The organism is Tsukamurella asaccharolytica, assembly GCF_007858435.1.
Classification (GTDB): Bacteria; Actinomycetota; Actinomycetes; order Mycobacteriales; family Mycobacteriaceae; genus Tsukamurella; species Tsukamurella asaccharolytica.
In genome coordinates, this window is record NZ_VIGW01000004.1 from 116,388 (window position 1) to 132,471 (window position 16,084).

General features: G+C 71.3%; 15 protein-coding genes. 8 read left to right on the forward strand and 7 right to left on the reverse strand.

From position 1 onward, the window contains the following. The first annotated feature begins 1 nt into the window (after position 1). Together gatC and gatA are read left to right on the forward strand one after the other, a co-directional pair. A complete protein-coding gene (gene gatC / locus FK529_RS09680) occupies positions 2–298 on the forward strand; it encodes an Asp-tRNA(Asn)/Glu-tRNA(Gln) amidotransferase subunit GatC (RefSeq protein WP_146560784.1) in 297 nt (98 codons plus the stop codon). Positions 299–300: 2 nt separating this feature from the next. Continuing rightward, positions 301–1,791 (forward strand): Asp-tRNA(Asn)/Glu-tRNA(Gln) amidotransferase subunit GatA, encoded by a 1,491-nt coding sequence (gene gatA, locus FK529_RS09685; RefSeq protein WP_193559680.1) that lies wholly within the window; start codon positions 301–303, stop codon positions 1,789–1,791. Positions 1,792–1,895: 104 nt separating this feature from the next. Here gatA and FK529_RS09690 read toward each other — a convergent pair whose 3' ends face one another. The 3 genes from FK529_RS09690 to FK529_RS09700 form a co-directional block, all read right to left on the reverse strand. Further along, positions 1,896–2,804: a DUF559 domain-containing protein gene (locus tag FK529_RS09690; protein WP_158635089.1), complete on the reverse strand. Its 909-nt coding sequence runs from the start codon at positions 2,802–2,804 to the stop codon at positions 1,896–1,898. 113 nt (positions 2,805–2,917) lie between these two features. Then, a complete protein-coding gene (locus FK529_RS09695; RefSeq protein ID WP_146560787.1) occupies positions 2,918–4,135 on the reverse strand; it encodes an alpha/beta-hydrolase family protein in 1,218 nt (405 codons plus the stop codon). After that, positions 4,132–4,695, reverse strand: coding sequence for a hypothetical protein (locus tag FK529_RS09700; RefSeq protein ID WP_146560788.1), 564 nt, complete (start codon positions 4,693–4,695; stop codon positions 4,132–4,134). Before FK529_RS09700 ends, FK529_RS09695 begins: the two co-directional genes overlap by 4 nt. 113 nt (positions 4,696–4,808) lie before the next feature. Between FK529_RS09700 and FK529_RS09705 the strand changes: the two genes are divergently transcribed. The 3 genes from FK529_RS09705 to gatB all read left to right on the forward strand — a co-directional run bounded on the left by FK529_RS09705 (position 4,809) and on the right by gatB (position 8,332). Then, the gene (locus FK529_RS09705; RefSeq protein ID WP_146560789.1) at positions 4,809–6,083 is read left to right on the forward strand and encodes a sensor histidine kinase; all 1,275 of its coding nucleotides are present in this window, start codon (positions 4,809–4,811) and stop codon (positions 6,081–6,083) included. A gap of 10 nt (positions 6,084–6,093) precedes the next feature. Beyond that, positions 6,094–6,750: a response regulator gene (locus FK529_RS09710; RefSeq protein ID WP_146560790.1), complete on the forward strand. Its 657-nt coding sequence runs from the start codon at positions 6,094–6,096 to the stop codon at positions 6,748–6,750. 70 nt (positions 6,751–6,820) lie between these two features. After that, positions 6,821–8,332 carry an Asp-tRNA(Asn)/Glu-tRNA(Gln) amidotransferase subunit GatB gene (gene gatB, locus FK529_RS09715; protein ID WP_146560791.1) on the forward strand — a complete coding sequence of 504 codons (1,512 nt, stop codon included), beginning with the start codon at positions 6,821–6,823 and terminating at the stop codon, positions 8,330–8,332. A gap of 61 nt (positions 8,333–8,393) precedes the next feature. On the opposite strand, the gene FK529_RS09720 is transcribed toward gatB, so the two are convergent. Then, the gene (locus tag FK529_RS09720; protein ID WP_146560792.1) at positions 8,394–9,521 is read right to left on the reverse strand and encodes a PQQ-dependent sugar dehydrogenase; all 1,128 of its coding nucleotides are present in this window, start codon (positions 9,519–9,521) and stop codon (positions 8,394–8,396) included. Positions 9,522–9,771: 250 nt separating this feature from the next. Next, on the reverse strand, positions 9,772–9,939 hold the full coding sequence (locus tag FK529_RS20015) for a hypothetical protein (RefSeq protein WP_158635090.1): 168 nt from the start codon (positions 9,937–9,939) through the stop codon (positions 9,772–9,774). Between FK529_RS20015 and FK529_RS09725 the strand changes: the two genes are divergently transcribed. Continuing rightward, positions 9,929–10,786 carry a DoxX family protein gene (locus tag FK529_RS09725; RefSeq protein WP_146560793.1) on the forward strand — a complete coding sequence of 286 codons (858 nt, stop codon included), beginning with the start codon at positions 9,929–9,931 and terminating at the stop codon, positions 10,784–10,786. The two genes, FK529_RS20015 and FK529_RS09725, sit on opposite strands and share 11 nt — an antisense overlap. 64 nt (positions 10,787–10,850) lie before the next feature. On the opposite strand, the gene ilvD is transcribed toward FK529_RS09725, so the two are convergent. Further along, positions 10,851–12,692, reverse strand: a complete 1,842-nt coding sequence (gene ilvD, locus FK529_RS09730; protein ID WP_146560794.1) for a dihydroxy-acid dehydratase — start codon at positions 12,690–12,692, stop codon at positions 10,851–10,853. 87 nt (positions 12,693–12,779) lie between these two features. After that, complete coding sequence (locus FK529_RS09735; RefSeq protein WP_158635091.1) at positions 12,780–13,286, reverse strand: PH domain-containing protein; 507 nt, start codon at positions 13,284–13,286, stop codon at positions 12,780–12,782. A 303-nt stretch (positions 13,287–13,589) separates the two neighbouring features. On the opposite strand from FK529_RS09735, the gene FK529_RS09740 reads away from it, so the two are divergent. Further along, complete coding sequence (locus tag FK529_RS09740) at positions 13,590–15,545, forward strand: acetolactate synthase large subunit (RefSeq protein ID WP_146560796.1); 1,956 nt, start codon at positions 13,590–13,592, stop codon at positions 15,543–15,545. Next, complete coding sequence (gene ilvN, locus FK529_RS09745) at positions 15,542–16,045, forward strand: acetolactate synthase small subunit (protein ID WP_146560797.1); 504 nt, start codon at positions 15,542–15,544, stop codon at positions 16,043–16,045. Before FK529_RS09740 ends, ilvN begins: the two co-directional genes overlap by 4 nt. Positions 16,046–16,084: the final 39 nt, after the last annotated feature.

The window sequence follows — 16,084 nt, forward strand, 5'->3', positions numbered from 1 at the left end:
CATGTCTGCCATCTCCCGGGACGAGGTCGCCCACCTGGCGCGCCTGTCGCGCCTCGCCGTCACCGACGAAGAGCTCGACGTCTTCGCCACGCAGCTCGATTCGATCCTCGAGCACGTCAAGGTGGTGACCGAGGTCGGCGACGCGGACGTCGCGCCGCTCAGCCTCCCGGAGGGCAACGTGAACGTGAACCGCGCGGACAGCCCCGTCCGGAGCCTGACGCCGGAGGAGGCGCTCTCGGGCGCCCCGAACCGCGAGGGCGACCGCTTCGCCGTGCCGCGCATCCTGGGGGAGGAGTGACCGTGACCGATCTGCGTGCATCGAACGAGATCACCGGCGCGAACGCCGCCGACCTGGCCGCGAAGATCGCTTCGGGTGACCTGAGCTCCGTTGAGGTCACCCAGGCGCACCTGGACCGGATCGCCGAGGTCGACGGCGAGCTGGGCGCGTTCCTTCACGTCTCGGGCGAGGAGGCCCTCGCGGCCGCCCGCGCCGTCGACGAGGCCCGCGCCCGCGGCGAGCAGACCGCGTCCGCGCTCGCCGGCGTGCCGCTGGCGCTCAAGGACGTCTTCACCACGACCGACGCGCCCACCACCTGCGGCTCGAAGATCCTCGAGGGCTGGACGGCGCCGTACGACGCGACCGTCACCGCGAAGCTGCGCGCCGCGGGCATCCCGATCCTCGGCAAGACCAATATGGACGAGTTCGCCATGGGGTCGTCGACGGAGAACTCCGCCTACGGCGTCACCCGCAACCCGTGGGCGGCCGACCGCACCCCGGGCGGCTCGGGTGGCGGCAGCGCTGCCGCGCTCGCCTCCTACGAGGCGCCGCTCGCCATCGGTACCGACACCGGTGGCTCCATCCGGCAGCCCGCGTCGCTGACGGCCACCGTCGGCGTGCGGCCGACGTACGGCGCCGTCTCGCGCTACGGCTTGGTCGCCTGCGCCTCGTCGCTGGACCAGGGCGGGCCGTGCGCGCGCACCGTCCTCGACACCGCGCTCCTGCACGAAGTGATCGCTGGGCACGACCCGCGCGATGCCACCTCGCTCGACGCCGCCGTGCCCGGCGTGGTGGCCGCCGCGCGCGCGGGTGCCTCCGGCGACCTGAAGGGTGTCCGCGTGGGCCTGGTCAAGGAGTTCGGCGCCGACGGCACCGAGGCCGGCGTCCAGGCGTCCTTCGAGAAGGCCGTGCAGCAGCTGCGCGACTTGGGCGCCGAGACGGTCGAGGTCTCGCTGCCCACGCTGCAGTACTCGCTCGCCGCCTACTACCTGATCCTCCCGTCGGAGGTCTCCTCGAACCTCGCCCGGTTCGACGCCATGCGCTACGGGCTCCGGACGGGCGACGACGGCACGCACTCGGCGGAGGAGGTCATGGCTCTCACCCGCGAGGCCGGCTTCGGCCCGGAGGTCAAGCGGCGCATCATGATCGGCACCTACGCGCTGAGCTCCGGCTACTACGACGCCTACTACGGCAGTGCGCAGAAGGTGCGCACCCTGCTCGCGGAGGACTTCGCGCGCGCCTACGAGCAGGTCGATGTGATCGTCTCGCCCACCACCCCCACCACGGCGTTCACGCTGGGGGAGAAGGTCGGCGATCCGCTGGCGATGTACCTGTTCGACCTGTTCACGCTGCCGACGAACCTCGCCGGCCACTGCGGCATGTCGGTGCCCTCGGGGCTGTCGGCGGACGACGGGCTCCCCGTCGGCCTGCAGATCCTGGCGCCCGCGCAGGCGGACGACCGGCTCTACAAGGTCGGCGCCGCGTACGAGGCCGCCCGCGGCCCCGTCGCCTGACAGCGCCCTGACCCCGCCCTCCGCGGCACCACTGGGTTCTTCCCACTTCCCGACTTAACAGCGTTAGTCCAGAGGGCTTCCTGCGGAAACGTCTGCACCCGGTGCTAGCTACCTGTCGGTAGCTGGAAGTCGTGGTCGGCGAGAGCTCGGCGGACGCGGCGAAGGAGGACGTCCGGGCGGTTCGTCAGCGGCCCCGAGGTGACGATGATGAGGTTCCAGCCGAGGTCCTTCTCGAGCACGTTCCAACGCTCGACGTCGGCGGCGTGTTGCCTCGCGTCGCGATGGTAGGCGCCGTCGTATTCCACGGCGACCTTGTGCTGCTCGTCGGCGAGGTCGAGGAAGTACTCGCCGTCGAGCACGGGGACCTGCGGGATCATGGTCGTCAGTCCGGCGCGATGGAGCGTCAAGCGGGAGAAGGTCTCCCACGGCGATTGGGCGCGACCGTCGGCCTCGTCGAGAACGGCCCGGATGCGGGTGCCCCGCCACCACTCGCGTCGCGCGAGCTCGGCCTCGATCTGCGCCGCGGTCGCCATCGCCGGGCGCGACACCCAGGCCGGACGGTGCGCCGTCGCCGGCCTGCCGAAAACGCGGAGGCACTGGTCCGCGGCGGCGATGCCCTCGTCGCCGGCGGTGTAGCGAAGGAGGTCCATCGTCGTGCGGAGCGGTGAGGTGCACGGCAGCCCGTAGCGGACGACGATGTCGCCCGCGTCGAATTCGGCGGTGCGACTGATCACGCCGCGTCGGCGGATCTGCTTCGGCCCGAGAATTTCGACGGACTCCCGGGACTTCGCCATCGTGTGCAGGTGCAGTCGGGCCGCCGTCCAGCCGCACAGCACGGATCCGGGGTACTGGCGGATCATCGCCGTCGCGAGGTCTCCGACCGCGCCGCCGGTGCTTCCGCGCGGAACCCGGAAGCCGGGTGTGACGCAGAGGTAGTCCTTCTCCGCCGCATACCGTCCCACGGCGGCGATCAGGTCCGCCGACCGATGCACCTCGCGCTCGAAAGCCCCCATGTTCATTGGACGCGTGAGCCCGTGTCGTGGTTCCTCTTGATCGGTTACCTGCGGGTAGCTAGCGACCGATGCAGGAGAAGTCCCAGGAGGAGACCTGGGCTAACGCTGTTAAGTCAGATATTTGGGAGTGGTGCCGCTGCTCGCGCGACGAGGTCCGCGACCAGCTCAGATCCCTGCCGCTCGTCGTAGCGGTGCCCCAGGCCGGGCGGCGGCGCGGTGGCACCCAGCAGGTCGACGGTCGCCTGGACGAACGAGAGCACGGGCAGCCACGGCGGCCGCGGGGTGGCGCGCCCCGAGCCCGACGCGGCCCGCTCCGGCGGTGCGACCAGCAGCCGCGCCGACCAGATCCCGACCGGATCGGAGGCGTTGAGCTGGGCGGGCCCCGCAAGCGCCACGCCAGCGGGCGTGCCCACCTGCAGCGTCGCGGCGACGGGGGTGCCGAGCTCGGCCGCGCGCCGCTGCGCCGCGAGCACCCCCACCGTTCCCAGGCTCTGCCCGTACACCCGGACCCGGGTCGACGGTGCCCGCCGGTGCAGCTCGTCGATCAGCGCGGCCGTGCTCGCGGCGGCGGCGTCGCGATACAGGACGAACGACTGCCAGCTCGGCATCTCGGTGTACTGCACCGCCACGATCGCGCTGTCGCCGTGCAGCGACTCCTCCACGCCGCGGACGAAATGCGGATCCACCCAGCCGGATCCGGTGGGCACCGCGATCACCACCGCCCGCCGCGCGAGGCCGCCCGCGGCGATGAGCCGGTCCACCGCCACCGCGGCGCGCGCGGAAGGGGTGGCGCCGTCGGTCAGGGAGGCGTACGCCCGCACGCCCGGTGCCGAGGACTCGATACCCGCGAAGCGCTCCGCGTACGACGCGGCCTCCGCCGAGGTCGCCGTTGCGGGCCAGGCGATCCCGGCCGTCACCGCGACACCGGCCAGCACCGCGACACCGGCCAGCACCGCGACGGCGGCCCGGGCGCGCACGGGCCACAGCGCGCCGCCCGCCAACGGCGCCGCCATGACGGCACCGGCGAGCGTGGCGAAGGCAACCGGCCCCACCGGTTCCGCACCGGCCGCGACCCGAAGGTGGTTCTGCCACAACACCCACCCCACCAGCGCCGCCGCCAGCAGGTACATCGCGAGGCGGCCGCCACCGTCGGACGGCTCCCGCCGGCGCACGACCACCCAACCGGCCAGCGCCCCGATGGCGCCGAACAGTAGGCTCACCGCGAATTGGACCGCGACGGCGCGCGGCAATTGGTTCGGGGACAGCGCGCACGCCACTCCCACGGCGTAGCCGGTGAGCACCCCGCCGCGGAGGTGCGGCCGGGCGATCACAGCCGGTCTCCGCCCGTGAGCCAGCTCGTGACGAGCTCGCGTGCGGACTCGGCGCGCGGCGGACCGTCGTGTTGGCGCCAGGTGTTGGCGCGCACCGCCAGCACCGCCAACCCGGCCACCTCGGTGCACTGGCGGCGCTGCGCCACCGGACGCGCCGCACAGGCTGCGGCCAGTCGGTCGGCGAAGGCATCGTCGATCCGGAGGCGGGCCCACCCGCCCAGGGGTCGCCCGGCGGCGTCGGCGTGGCGGAGCAGGTCGTAGCCCAGGTCGTGCGCCTTGCACGGCGCGTCGAAATCCGCGGGCAGCCGCACGACGGACGAGCAATCGCCGTGCGGGTTCACGGCGTAGCCCGGGCCGGCCGCCGCGGCGTACCCCAGGCCGCGCGGCACCGCGCGGACCTGGGCGGCGGCGTCGAGCGCGGGGTCGGTGACGGCGCGGACCGCGGCCGCGGTGGCGGGGTCGTCGCGCTCGGGGGTGTCGCCCGCGGCGGCGGGGAGGGAGATCCCGAACGACAGGGGGACGGCGAGTACGGCTGCGGCGGCGAGCATGCGACGGTTCATGGACAGCGACGCTAGGAACGCCGGACCGGCCTCCGGATCGGCTGCGCGAGGGGTTCGATATCACCCGGAAGTATGAGGACTCCGAGCGTCCTCTGGCCCTAGCGTTGCCTGCCATGAGGACGACCACGAAGAGGATCGAGCGGTTCGGACGGGCCACGGTGCGCGCAGGCCGCTACCTGGACCGGCAGAGCGAGCTGCACATCAAGGCCCCGGACGGGGCGCTGCACGCGACGCCGCTCGGGACTTTCCTGTCCCGGAAGATCAACTGGCTGTTCCTGCTGCTCGCGCTCATCATGTGGGCTGTCGCCTGGCCCACTCTCAACGAGCAGTTCGCGGTGCCGGCGGCGCTGCTCCCGATCATCAGCGGCCTCTCCGTCCTCCCCATCGCCATCGCCTGGTCCCACCCGCGCGCCGCGTGGGGGATCGTCGCCGCGACGGCCGCCGTCTTCCCGTTGCTCTGGTTCGACGCGAAACAGGACTGGCAGTGGAACTGGCAGGTCTCGCTGATCCTGGCGATGCTCATCACCAGCTGGATCGCCTTCCTCAAATGTTCGCCGCTCGACGCGATCGTCATCGCCGCGGCCTCGTCCGTGCTGTTCTGGATCAACGCGCAGGACGGCACCGGCGGCGGCTGGGTCGCGGGAATCATGGTCTCGCTCGTGATCATCCTGCTGCTGCGCCTGGCGCTGCAGTCCCGCAACCGGCTCGAGGCGCAGACCGAGGTCAGTGAGCTCGAGCGGGGCCGCCGCGCCATCCTGGAGGAGCGCACCCGCATCGCCCGCGACCTGCACGACATCGTCGCGCACCGGATGTCGCTCGTCGTGGTCCAGGCCCAGACCGCCCAGTACCGCGTGCCCGACGTGTCCGAGCGGGCCCGCGCCGAGTTCGACGGGATCGCCGTCTCCGCCCGCGAGGCCCTCAACGAGGTCCGCGCCCTGCTCGGCGTACTGCGGCTCGACGACGCCTCGGCCGATCTCGCCCCGGCGCCCGGCCTCGGCGGCGTCGACGAGCTGATCGACGGCGCCCGCGCGGCGGGGGTCGTCGTCGACTATCTGCCGCTGCCCGACCCGACCGCGATCGGGGAGAGCACCGCGCTCGTCGCGTACCGCATCGTGCAGGAGTCCATCGCGAACGCGACCCGGCACGCGCAGGGCGCCGCGATCACCGTCGCCCTCACGCTCGACACGGGAACGCTCCACCTGAGCATCGAGAACGGCCCGCGGACCTCCGACGCCGACCTCGGCGGCCCCGGTCTGGGGCAGGGCATCCCCGGCATGGCTAAGCGGGCGCGCACCGTCGGCGGCTCCCTGTCGGCGACGCCGACCGCGGGCGGGGGCTTCGCGGTCCGCGCCGCGCTCCCGGCCCGCCCCGACGGCGCCACCGCCTAGGGTTGGTGCCGTGCCCATCACCGTGTTCATCGCCGACGATCAGGCCATGGTCCGGCAGGGCTTCGGCGCCCTGCTGGGAGCGCAGCCGGACATCTCCGTGATCGGGGACGCGCCCGACGGGAAGGCCGCGGTCGCGGAGGTCGCGCGGCTGCAGCCCGACGTGGTGCTCATGGACGTGCGCATGCCCGAGATGAACGGGCTGCAGGCCGCCGCCGAGATCCTGCGCCGGCACGACGGCGTGCGGGTGCTGATGCTCACCACCTTCGACATCGACGACTACGTCTACGAGGCGCTGCGCGTCGGGGCGTCCGGCTTCATGCTCAAGGACGCGCCCGCCGAGGAGCTGGTCCGCGCCGTCCGGGTGGTGCACGAGGGCCAGTCGCTGCTCGCCCCGTCGGTCACCCGACGGATGATCGCCGAGGTCACCGCCGCCCGGGCGCACCGTCGGACCGCGCCCCCCGAGCTCGCGACGCTCACGCCGCGTGAGCGCGAGGTGCTCGAGGCCGTCGCCGCCGGACGGTCCAACGCCGAGATCGCCGCGGCCCTGTTCGTCTCCGACCAGACCGTGAAGACGCACGTCAGCAAGGTCCTGCAGAAGCTCGGCCTGCGGGACCGGGCGCAGGCGGTGGTCTACGCCTACGAGACGGGGGTCGTGACGCCGGGGTGACCCCCGACGCGCTGACCCTCGACGCGGTGGCCGTCTCGGTGCGCTGACCGGCGCCCATTAGGCTGGAGGCATGAGTGCCGAGCCCCACGACATCGACCTTCCCGAGTACGCGGACGTCGTCGCCCGCTACGAGCCCGTCATGGGCATGGAGGTCCACGTCGAGCTCGGCACGGCCACCAAGATGTTCTGCGGTTGCCGCACCGAGTTCGGCGCCGAACCGAATACCCAGGTGTGCCCCACGTGCCTCGGCATGCCCGGCGCGCTGCCTGTGGCCAACCGCGAGGCGGTGCGCTCGGCCATCCGCATCGGCCTCGCCCTGAACTGCTCGATCCGGCCGAGCTCGGTGTTCGCGCGGAAGAACTACTTCTACCCGGATCAGCCGAAGAACTACCAGATCAGTCAGTACGAGGATCCGATCGCCTACGACGGCTACCTCGACGTCCCGCTCGAGGACGGCACGACGTGGCGCGTGGAGATCGAGCGCGCGCACATGGAGGAGGACACCGGCAAGTCCACGCACGTGGGTTCTGCGACGGGGCGGATCCACGGCGCCTCGCACTCGCTGCTCGATTTCAACCGCGCGGGCGTGCCGCTGGTGGAGATCGTCTCCCGGCCCATCGAGGGCGCGGGGGAGCGTGCACCCGAGATCGCGCGTGCCTACGTGACCGCGCTGCGCGACCTGCTCGCCTCGCTCGACGTCTCCGACGTCCGCATGGATCAGGGCTCGATGCGCTGCGACTCGAACGTCTCGCTCAAGCCGATCGGTGCCACGGAGTTCGGCACCCGCACCGAGACCAAGAACGTCAACTCGTTGCGCTCGGTCGAGGTGGCCGTGCGGTACGAGATGCGGCGCCAGGCCGCGGTGCTCGACGGCGGCGGCGAGGTGGTCCTCGAGACCCGGCACTTCCAGGAGGGCGACGGCACGACCACTGCCGGTCGGCCCAAGGAGACCGCCGACGACTACCGGTACTTCCCGGACCCCGACCTCGGCCCCGTCGCGCCGCCGGCGGAGCTCGTCGAGGAACTGCGGGCGACGATTCCCGAGCTGCCGTGGCTGCGCCGGGCCCGGATCCAGTCCGACTGGGCGCTGTCCGACGAGGTGATGCGCGATCTGGTGAACCTCGGCGCGATCGACCGGATCATCGCCACCGTCGACGCCGGGGCCACCCCGGATGCGGCGCGGTCGTGGTGGGGCAGCTTCCTGCCGCAGCAGGCGAACACGCGCTCCGTCGAGCTGGACGCCCTGGCCATCACACCGGCCCAGGTCGCCCGCGTGATCGCCCTGGTCGACGAGGGCAAACTCACCAGCAAGCTGGCCCAGCAGGTCATCGTCGGCGTGCTCGACGGCGAGGGCGAGCCCGACGAGGTCGTCGCCGCACGCGGCCTGGAGGTGGTGCGCGACGACGGTGCGCTGCAGAAGGCCGTCGACGACGCGCTCGCCGCCAACCCCGACATCGTGGACAAGATCAAGGCCGGCAAGGTCCAGGCCGCGGGCAAGATCGTCGGCGACGTCATGAAGGCCACCCGCGGCCAGGCCGACGCAGCGCGCGTCCGGGAACTGGTCCTCGCCGCCTGCGAGTGACGGCGCGGTCGACGCCGCTCCGCCGGTCGGACTGACCCGGTCAGCTGCGGGGCCCGGCGGCTCAGTCGTCGGTGGCGGTGGATTCGCCGCTCGGCAGGGGGATCAGGACGACTCGGTCGTCGGTGGGGGCCTGCGGGTTCGGCTTGTTCGTCGTGACGCCCTGCGGCGTGTCCCGCGGACCGGTCGTGAGGCGGCCGAAGATGCCGTACCGCGCGCGGTCGAGCACTTGGATCGGCTCGCCGTTCGCCGTGGTCGGTCCGTCGGGGAGCCTGAGCATCTCGACCTTTCCTGCGCGCGACTCGCTGACGAAGACGCCGCCGGGCACGACCGCGCAGCCCGAGAGGCCCGGCCGGTCGGGCCAGCTCCACACCACGGACGCGGGCGCGTTCGGCGTCAGCACGCGCAGCCGGTCCTGCGTCAGTCCCTGGTCGGCGACGAACAGCGGTCCGCCGCCGGGGGCGCCGCACAGGGACTGCCGGACACCGCCGTCGGTGGCGAGCACTCTGGGGCGGACAGGGGAGATCGTGTCGGGCGCGGGTAGGAGGAGCACCTTTCCGGCCAGCGAGCCCGGGTCGCGGGCCGCGGTCGCATCGCCCGCGTTTCCGGTGGCGACGATCAGGTCGCGGCCCGAGAACAGCAGCGAGCCGGCATTGCCCGTCGCTCCCTTGGGGATCCCGGCGAGGATCACCTTCGGGTCGTCGCCCGGCGTCACCCGCACCACGCGATTGTCCGTGGGCGTACTCACGTAGGCGTAGAACAGGCGGTCCTGGTTGTACGACGGTGACAGCGCGATCGCCGTGAGTCCGCCGTCACCCGCGGTGTCCACGCCGATCCGCAGGACCTCCAGGTTCGGCATGTCGGTAGTGGTGTACATGATCGCCCCGCCCCGCTCGGCGACGTAGGCGTGTTCGAACTCATCGGTCGGGATCAGATCGGTGGGCTCGGTGAGGCACGTGGCGAGCACGTTCGCGTCCTGATCGATGCACGGTCCCGGCGTCTTCGGCGCCGCGCTCGGCCGGGCGGGGCCGGGCGGCTTGGTGGTGGTGGTGGCCTGGCCCGTCGGCGGGCCGGTGAAGGGCGCGGCCTCGCTGCCGGAGAAGTCCGCGCAGCCCGCCAGCAGCGCCGCGGCCGTCGCGACCACGACGGCGCGCCGCACGCCGGAACGCGCACGCCGGGTCCCCACACTCATGCCGCCACCCTACCGATCGGGGCCCGAAGGCGGTTCGCTCCCGGCCCGCGGCGCGTTCGCACTCTAGTGTGGATTGCGTGAGCGAAAAGGACGGAACCGAGAACGAGACCAGCAAGGGTGCGGCCGACTCCCCTTACGACTTCCGGTCCACGGGCGAGCTGCCCCGGTTCGGCGAGCGGCACCCCACGGGCGGATTCATCCTGGACCCCCACGACGATTCGGACACGGGCATCGGGCCCGCGCTTCCCCGCTACCGCGACGAGCCCGCGGGCGCGTCGGCAGATGCGTCGGCGGGCACGACGCCCCCGGCCTCGAGCATGCCCTCGACGTCGAGCATGCCCTCGACGTCGAGCACGCCCTCGACGTCGAGCACGCCCTCGACGGCGGGCAACGAACCGGCGGCCTCCGTGCCGGACACCAGCGACCTCGCGGCCGCGATCGCGGCGGCGAACGCAGCCACCGCGGCGATCTCCACCTCCGGGACCTCCCCGGACGCCGCGACGGAGCGCGCTGACCTGTCGAGCGACGAGCGCGACGAGTTCGGCAAGCGCTACAACCGCCGACTGGGGCGCGAGCGGGCCGCGCAGGCCCGTGCCGAGGCCGAGGGGATCCCTCTGGAGAGCGCGGCCACGGAGCAGATCGCGCCGCAGCCCGGGCGCCGGTTCGGCAAGCCCGTCGCCGACGTTCCCGCCGAACTGGAGGCGGCGCGCAAGGCCGCGCGCCGTGGCACCACGGACCTCGGTCTGCTCGTGCTGCGGGTCGCCGTCGGCGTGATCCTCGCCGCGCACGGCATCCAGAAGCTCTTCGGGATCTGGGGTGGCCCGGGCATCGACGGCTTCGCGGCGTACCTGCAGAACGGGAACGATCCGTCGCTCGGTTTCGAGCGGTTCACCAAGGTGATCGCGATCGCCACCGGTGTCGTCGAGCTGGGTGGCGGCGCGATGCTCGTCCTCGGCCTGCTCACCCCGATCGCCGCCGCCGGCGCGGTGGGCGTGATGCTCTCGGCGACACTGTTCAAGCTGACCACTGTGGGCAGCGGCTTCGTCTTCTTCGCCCAGGACAACGGCGTCGAGTTCGAGCTGCTCCTCCTGTTCGCGGCGGTGGCGATCATCCTGACCGGGCCCGGCAAGATCTCCCTCGACTTCAACCGGGGCTGGGCGCGGCGGCCGCACATCGGTTCCGTCGTGTGGCTGATCGTCGCGGTGGCCGCGGCCGTCACTGTGTGGATCCTGCTCAACGGCGCCAACCCGCTGGTCAAGCAGTAAGGCCCACCTACGCAGACGCCCGGCACTCCCGTGAGGGAGTGCCGGGCGTCGGCGTTGGGGATGTTTACGGGACGTAGCGGACCGCACCCTTGTCCGCGGAGGTGGCCAGGGCGGCGTAGGCGCGCAATGCCGTGGTGACGGTGCGTTGCCGTTCCTTGGGCTGCCACGGGCGCTCGGAGGCGTCCATCTTGGCGCGGCGGCGCGCCAGCTCCTCGTCGTCGACCAGCAGCTCGAGTGCGCGGGTGTGCACGTCGATCCGGATGCGATCGCCGTCCTCGACCAGTCCGATGACGCCGCCGGCGGCTGCCTCGGGGGAGATGTGCCCGATGGACAGGCCCGACGTGCCGCCCGAGAAGCGGCCATCGGTGATCAGTGCACAGACCTTGCCCAATCCACGCCCCTTGAGGAACGAGGTGGGGTGCAGCATCTCCTGCATACCGGGCCCGCCCTTGGGGCCCTCGTAGCGGACGACGACCACGTCGCCCGGCTTGATCTCCTTGCCCAGGATCTTCGAGACCGCCTCCTCCTGCGACTCGACCACGACGGCCGGACCCTCGAAGGTGAACAGGTCCTCGTCGATGCCCGCGGTCTTGAGGATCGCGCCGTCGAGAGCGATGTTCCCGCGCAGTACGCAGAGGCCGCCCTCCACGGTGTAAGCGTGCTCGACGTCGCGGATGCAGCCGTTCACCTGGTCGGTGTCGAGGCTCTCCCACTCGTTCTTGGTGGAAAAGGGCTGCGTGGTGCGCACCCCGCCAGGGGCCGCGTGGAACAGCTGCAGCGCCTCGTCCGTGGCCTTGCCGGAGCGGATGTCCCAGTCGTCGAGCCACTGGTCGAAGGACTGCTCGTGCACGGTGTGCACGTCGGTCTCGAGCAGGCCGGCGCGGCGCAGCTCGCCCAGGATGGCGGGGATGCCGCCGGCGCGGTGCACGTCCTCCATGTGGTAATCGCTGTTCGGCGAGACCTTGGACAGGCACGGCACCTTGCGGCTGATCGCGTCGATGGTCGACAGGTCGAAGTCGACCTCGCCCTCCTGCGCGGCGGCCAGGGTGTGCAGGACGGTGTTGGTGGAGCCGCCCATGGCCACGTCGAGCGCCATGGCGTTGCGGAAGGCCGCCGGGGTGGCGACGTTGCGGGGGAGGACGGATTCGTCGCCGTCGCGGTAGTACCGCGTCGCGGCCTCGACCACGACGGTGCCGGCCCGCTCGAACAGCGCGCGCCGCGCGGCGTGGGTGGCGAGAGTCGAACCGTTGCCCGGCAGCGCGAGGCCCAGGGCCTCGGTGAGGCAGTTCATCGAGTTGGCGGTGAACATGCCGGAACAGGATCCACAGGTGGGGCATGCGGATCGCTCCACCTCGCTGAGCCCGGCCTCGTCGATCGCGTCGTTCGCCGAGGCGGAGATCGCGGTGATGAGGTCGGTCGGGGCCTTGGCGATCCCGTCGACGATGACGGCCTTGCCGGCCTCCATCGGGCCGCCCGAGACGAAGACGGTCGGGATGTTCAGGCGCATTGCGGCGTTGAGCATGCCGGGCGTGATCTTGTCGCAGTTGGAGATGCACACCAGCGCGTCGGCGGTGTGTGCGTTCGCCATGTACTCGACGGAGTCGGCGATGATCTCGCGGCTGGGCAGGCTGTAGAGCATGCCGCCGTGGCCCATGGCGATGCCATCGTCGACCGCGATGGTGTGGAACTCGCGGGCCACGCCGCCCGCCGCGCGCACCGACTCGGCCACGATCTCGCCCATGTCCTTGAGGTGCACATGACCGGGCACGAACTGCGTGTAGGAATTCGCGATGGCCACGATCGGCTTGCCGAAGTCGCTGTCCGTGAGGCCGGTGGCGCGCCAGAGCGAACGGGCGCCTGCGGCGTTGCGGCCGACGGTGGTGGTGCGGGAACGGAGCGGTGGCATGTGCTTCTCGCCTCGGATCTTCGTATCGTGCGGGCTGGTGGAGGAGACGCGCTCCCTCGATACAGGGAAAGGCCTGTCCGGCGGGTTCTATTCCGCGGTGACGTCGGGGATCCGGCCGCCGGAGGCGACCGCGACGCGGGGGAGCTGGCTGATGGTGACGGCGGGTAGTCGCACCTCGGAACCGTCGGTGCGGACTGCGTACACCGCACCGTTGCGGCCGATCCTAATGCCTGCCATGTCGTCCCACCCGATGGTGGTGGTCGAGATGACCCGGACCGAGCGCACCCCGTCGGGCCCGATGACGGTGCGCACGCGCAGGACCCACAGCGCGAGCAGGACCGGGACGATCAGCAGCGCCCAGCCGAGGATCGCGGCGCCGGTGCCGGCCGCGCTGCCGTCGATGGAGCGGCCGACCGTCCACGGCCCGACGATGGGGGCGATGCACACGGCGAAGAGCGCGACGCCGAGCAGCGCGATGCGGGGGTGCTTGAAGACGACGCGGTCGCCGGCGTCGATCGGCACGGCCGTGTCCGCGCTGTGGTCGGTGGTCACGGTGCGGGTGGTGACCGGCTGCTTCGTCGTGCGCTCGCTCATAACATGCATTGTCGCATGCGGCAGCAGAATCCCACTGTGTGAGACGTCGGTGCTCACTGGTTTGACGCGGCTGCACGTCGGGGCCTAGTTTCTCTCGTGTGAAACACAGCAACCAGCTTCTCGTAATCGGTCGGCGCGTCGTCGCCTGAACCGGTTGCCACCGTTTCACACCAGCATCGACGCGCTACCCTCGCTCAGCTACCGCTGACGGGGGTTTTTTGTTGCCCGGATAGCTTCGGACGACCTCCGCACGTCGATATGTCCATTGAGCAGAGCACCGCAAGAGCACCAGAAGGTCACATCGTGAGCGCACCTACAGCTCGGCCCCACCCGGGGCAGAAGCCCGGGGCCCGTAAGCCCGGCGCCGGGATCCCCGGCGCGCATTCCGCCGCCTCGAAGCAGAACGTCGCAATCGACGCCGCACACAGCGTGCTCGAGGGTGCCCGCATCGTGGCCCCCGAGCGGGTCACCGGCGCGCAGTCGGTGGTCCGATCGCTCGAGGAGATCGGCGTGGACACGGTCTTCGGCATTCCCGGTGGTTGCATCCTCCCGGTGTACGATCCGCTCCTCGACTCGAAGAAGGTCCGCCACGTCCTGGTGCGCCACGAGCAGGGTGCCGGCCACGCCGCCACCGGTTACGCGCAGGTCACCGGCAAGGTCGGCGTGTGCATGGCCACCTCGGGCCCGGGCGCGACGAACCTGGTGACGCCGCTCGCGGACGCCCAGATGGACTCGGTGCCGATCGTCGCCATCACCGGCCAGGTCGGCCGGTCGCTGATCGGTACCGATGCGTTCCAGGAGGCTGACATCTCGGGCATCACGATGCCCGTCACCAAGCACAACTTCCTCGTCTACGACGCGGCCGACATCCCGCGCGTCATCGCCGAGGCCTTCTACCTGGCCCAGAGCGGACGTCCGGGCGCCGTGCTCGTGGACATCCCGAAGGACGTGCTGCAGGAGGACACCGTCTTCTCCTGGCCGCCCCAGATCGACCTGCCGGGGTACCGCCCCGTCACGAAGCCGCACGGCAAGCAGATCCGCGAGGCCGCGCGCCTCATCGCCGCGGCCGCGTCGCCCGTGCTCTACGTCGGCGGCGGCGTGCTCAAGGCCGAGGCCTCGGCGGAGCTGCTCAAGCTGGCCGAGCTGACCGGCGCTCCCGTCGTGACGACTCTGATGGCCCGTGGCGCCTTCCCGGACAGCCACCAGCAGCACATGGGCATGCCCGGCATGCACGGCACCGTCGGCGCGGTGGCCGCGCTGCAGCGCTCTGACCTTCTGGTCACTCTGGGGGCGCGGTTCGACGATCGCGTCACCGGGAAGCTGGAGTCCTTCGCGCCCGACGCGAAGGTCATCCACGCCGACATCGACCCCGCGGAGATCGGGAAGAACCGGTTCGCGGACGTCCCGATCGTGGGCGACTGCAAGGAGGTCATCACCGAGCTCATCGCCGCGATCTCCGAGGACCGCGCCACTATCGCCGCGCCTGACCTCAGCGCCTGGTGGGCGTACCTCGACGGCATCCGCGAGACCTACCCGCTGGCCTACAACACCCCGTCCGACGGTGCGCTGAGCCCGGAGTACGTGATCGAGCGCCTCGGCGTCGCCGCGGGCCCCGACGCGATCTACTGCGCGGGTGTCGGCCAGCACCAGATGTGGGCGGCGCAGTTCGTCAAGTACGAGAAGCCGCGCACTTGGCTGAACTCGGGCGGTCTCGGCACCATGGGCTACGCGGTCCCCGCGGCCCTCGGTGCCAAGATGGGCGCGCCCGAGAAGGAGGTCTGGGCGATCGACGGTGACGGCTGCTTCCAGATGACCAATCAGGAGCTCGCCACCGCCGCGATCGAGGGCGCCCCGATCAAGGTCGCCGTCATCAACAACGGCAACCTCGGCATGGTCCGCCAGTGGCAGACCCTGTTCTACGATCAGCGCTACTCCAGCACCGACCTGTCCACGCACTCGATGCGGATCCCCGACTTCGTCAAGCTCGGTGAGGCGATGGGCTGCGTCTCCTTCCGCTGCGAGCGCGCCGAGGACGTCGACGCGATCATCGCGCAGGCGCGGGAGATCAACGACCGCCCGGTGGTCATCGACTTCATCGTGGGCGCCGATGCCCAGGTGTGGCCGATGGTCGCCGCCGGCACCAGCAACGACGAGATCATGGCGGCGCGGGACATCCGTCCGCTGTTCGACGAGGATGAGGCGGCCGACGAGCCGGCCGTGATCCACGCCGTGATGGAGCGTTCGGAGGAGCAGAAGTGAGTACCACGCACACATTGAGCGTTCTGGTCGAGGACCGGCCGGGCGTGCTCGCCCGCGTCTCGTCCCTCTTCTCCCGCCGTGGTTTCAACATCGAATCCCTCGCGGTGGGCGGCACCGAGGTCAAAGGCGTCAGTCGCATGACGATCGTGGTCACGGTCGACGAGCTGCCTCTCGAGCAGGTCACCAAGCAGCTGAACAAGCTGGTCTCCGTGCTGAAGATCGTCGAACAGGATTCGACGACGTCCGTGGCGCGTGAGTTGATGCTCATCAAGGTGCGGGCGGACGCCACCTCGCGGGGCCAGGTGACCGACACCGTCGACCTGTTCCGTGCCAAGATCGTGGACGTCTCGCCCGACTCCGTGACCATCGAGGCCACCGGTACGCCGGACAAGCTCGACGCGCTGCTGGCCGTCCTGGATCCCTTCGGGATCCGCGAGATCGCGCAGTCCGGCGTCATCGCCCTGGGACGCGGTCCGAAGTCGATCACCGCGACCCGCTAGTTTCACTACTGCAGAAAACCGAGAAGGGACCGAACCACA

Excerpts from the sequence above, each read along its gene's own strand:
- gatC (WP_146560784.1), top strand. The coding sequence starts at position 2 with ATGTCTGCCATCTCCCGGGACGAGGTCGCCCACCTGGCGCGCCTGTCG.
- FK529_RS09690 (WP_158635089.1), bottom strand. The coding sequence starts at position 2,804 with ATGGGGGCTTTCGAGCGCGAGGTGCATCGGTCGGCGGACCTGATCGCC.
- FK529_RS09700 (WP_146560788.1), bottom strand. The coding sequence starts at position 4,695 with ATGAACCGTCGCATGCTCGCCGCCGCAGCCGTACTCGCCGTCCCCCTG.
- FK529_RS09705 (WP_146560789.1), top strand. The coding sequence starts at position 4,809 with ATGAGGACGACCACGAAGAGGATCGAGCGGTTCGGACGGGCCACGGTG.
- gatB (WP_146560791.1), top strand. The coding sequence starts at position 6,821 with ATGAGTGCCGAGCCCCACGACATCGACCTTCCCGAGTACGCGGACGTC.
- FK529_RS09720 (WP_146560792.1), bottom strand. The coding sequence starts at position 9,521 with ATGAGTGTGGGGACCCGGCGTGCGCGTTCCGGCGTGCGGCGCGCCGTC.
- ilvD (WP_146560794.1), bottom strand. The coding sequence starts at position 12,692 with ATGCCACCGCTCCGTTCCCGCACCACCACCGTCGGCCGCAACGCCGCA.
- FK529_RS09735 (WP_158635091.1), bottom strand. The coding sequence starts at position 13,286 with ATGAGCGAGCGCACGACGAAGCAGCCGGTCACCACCCGCACCGTGACC.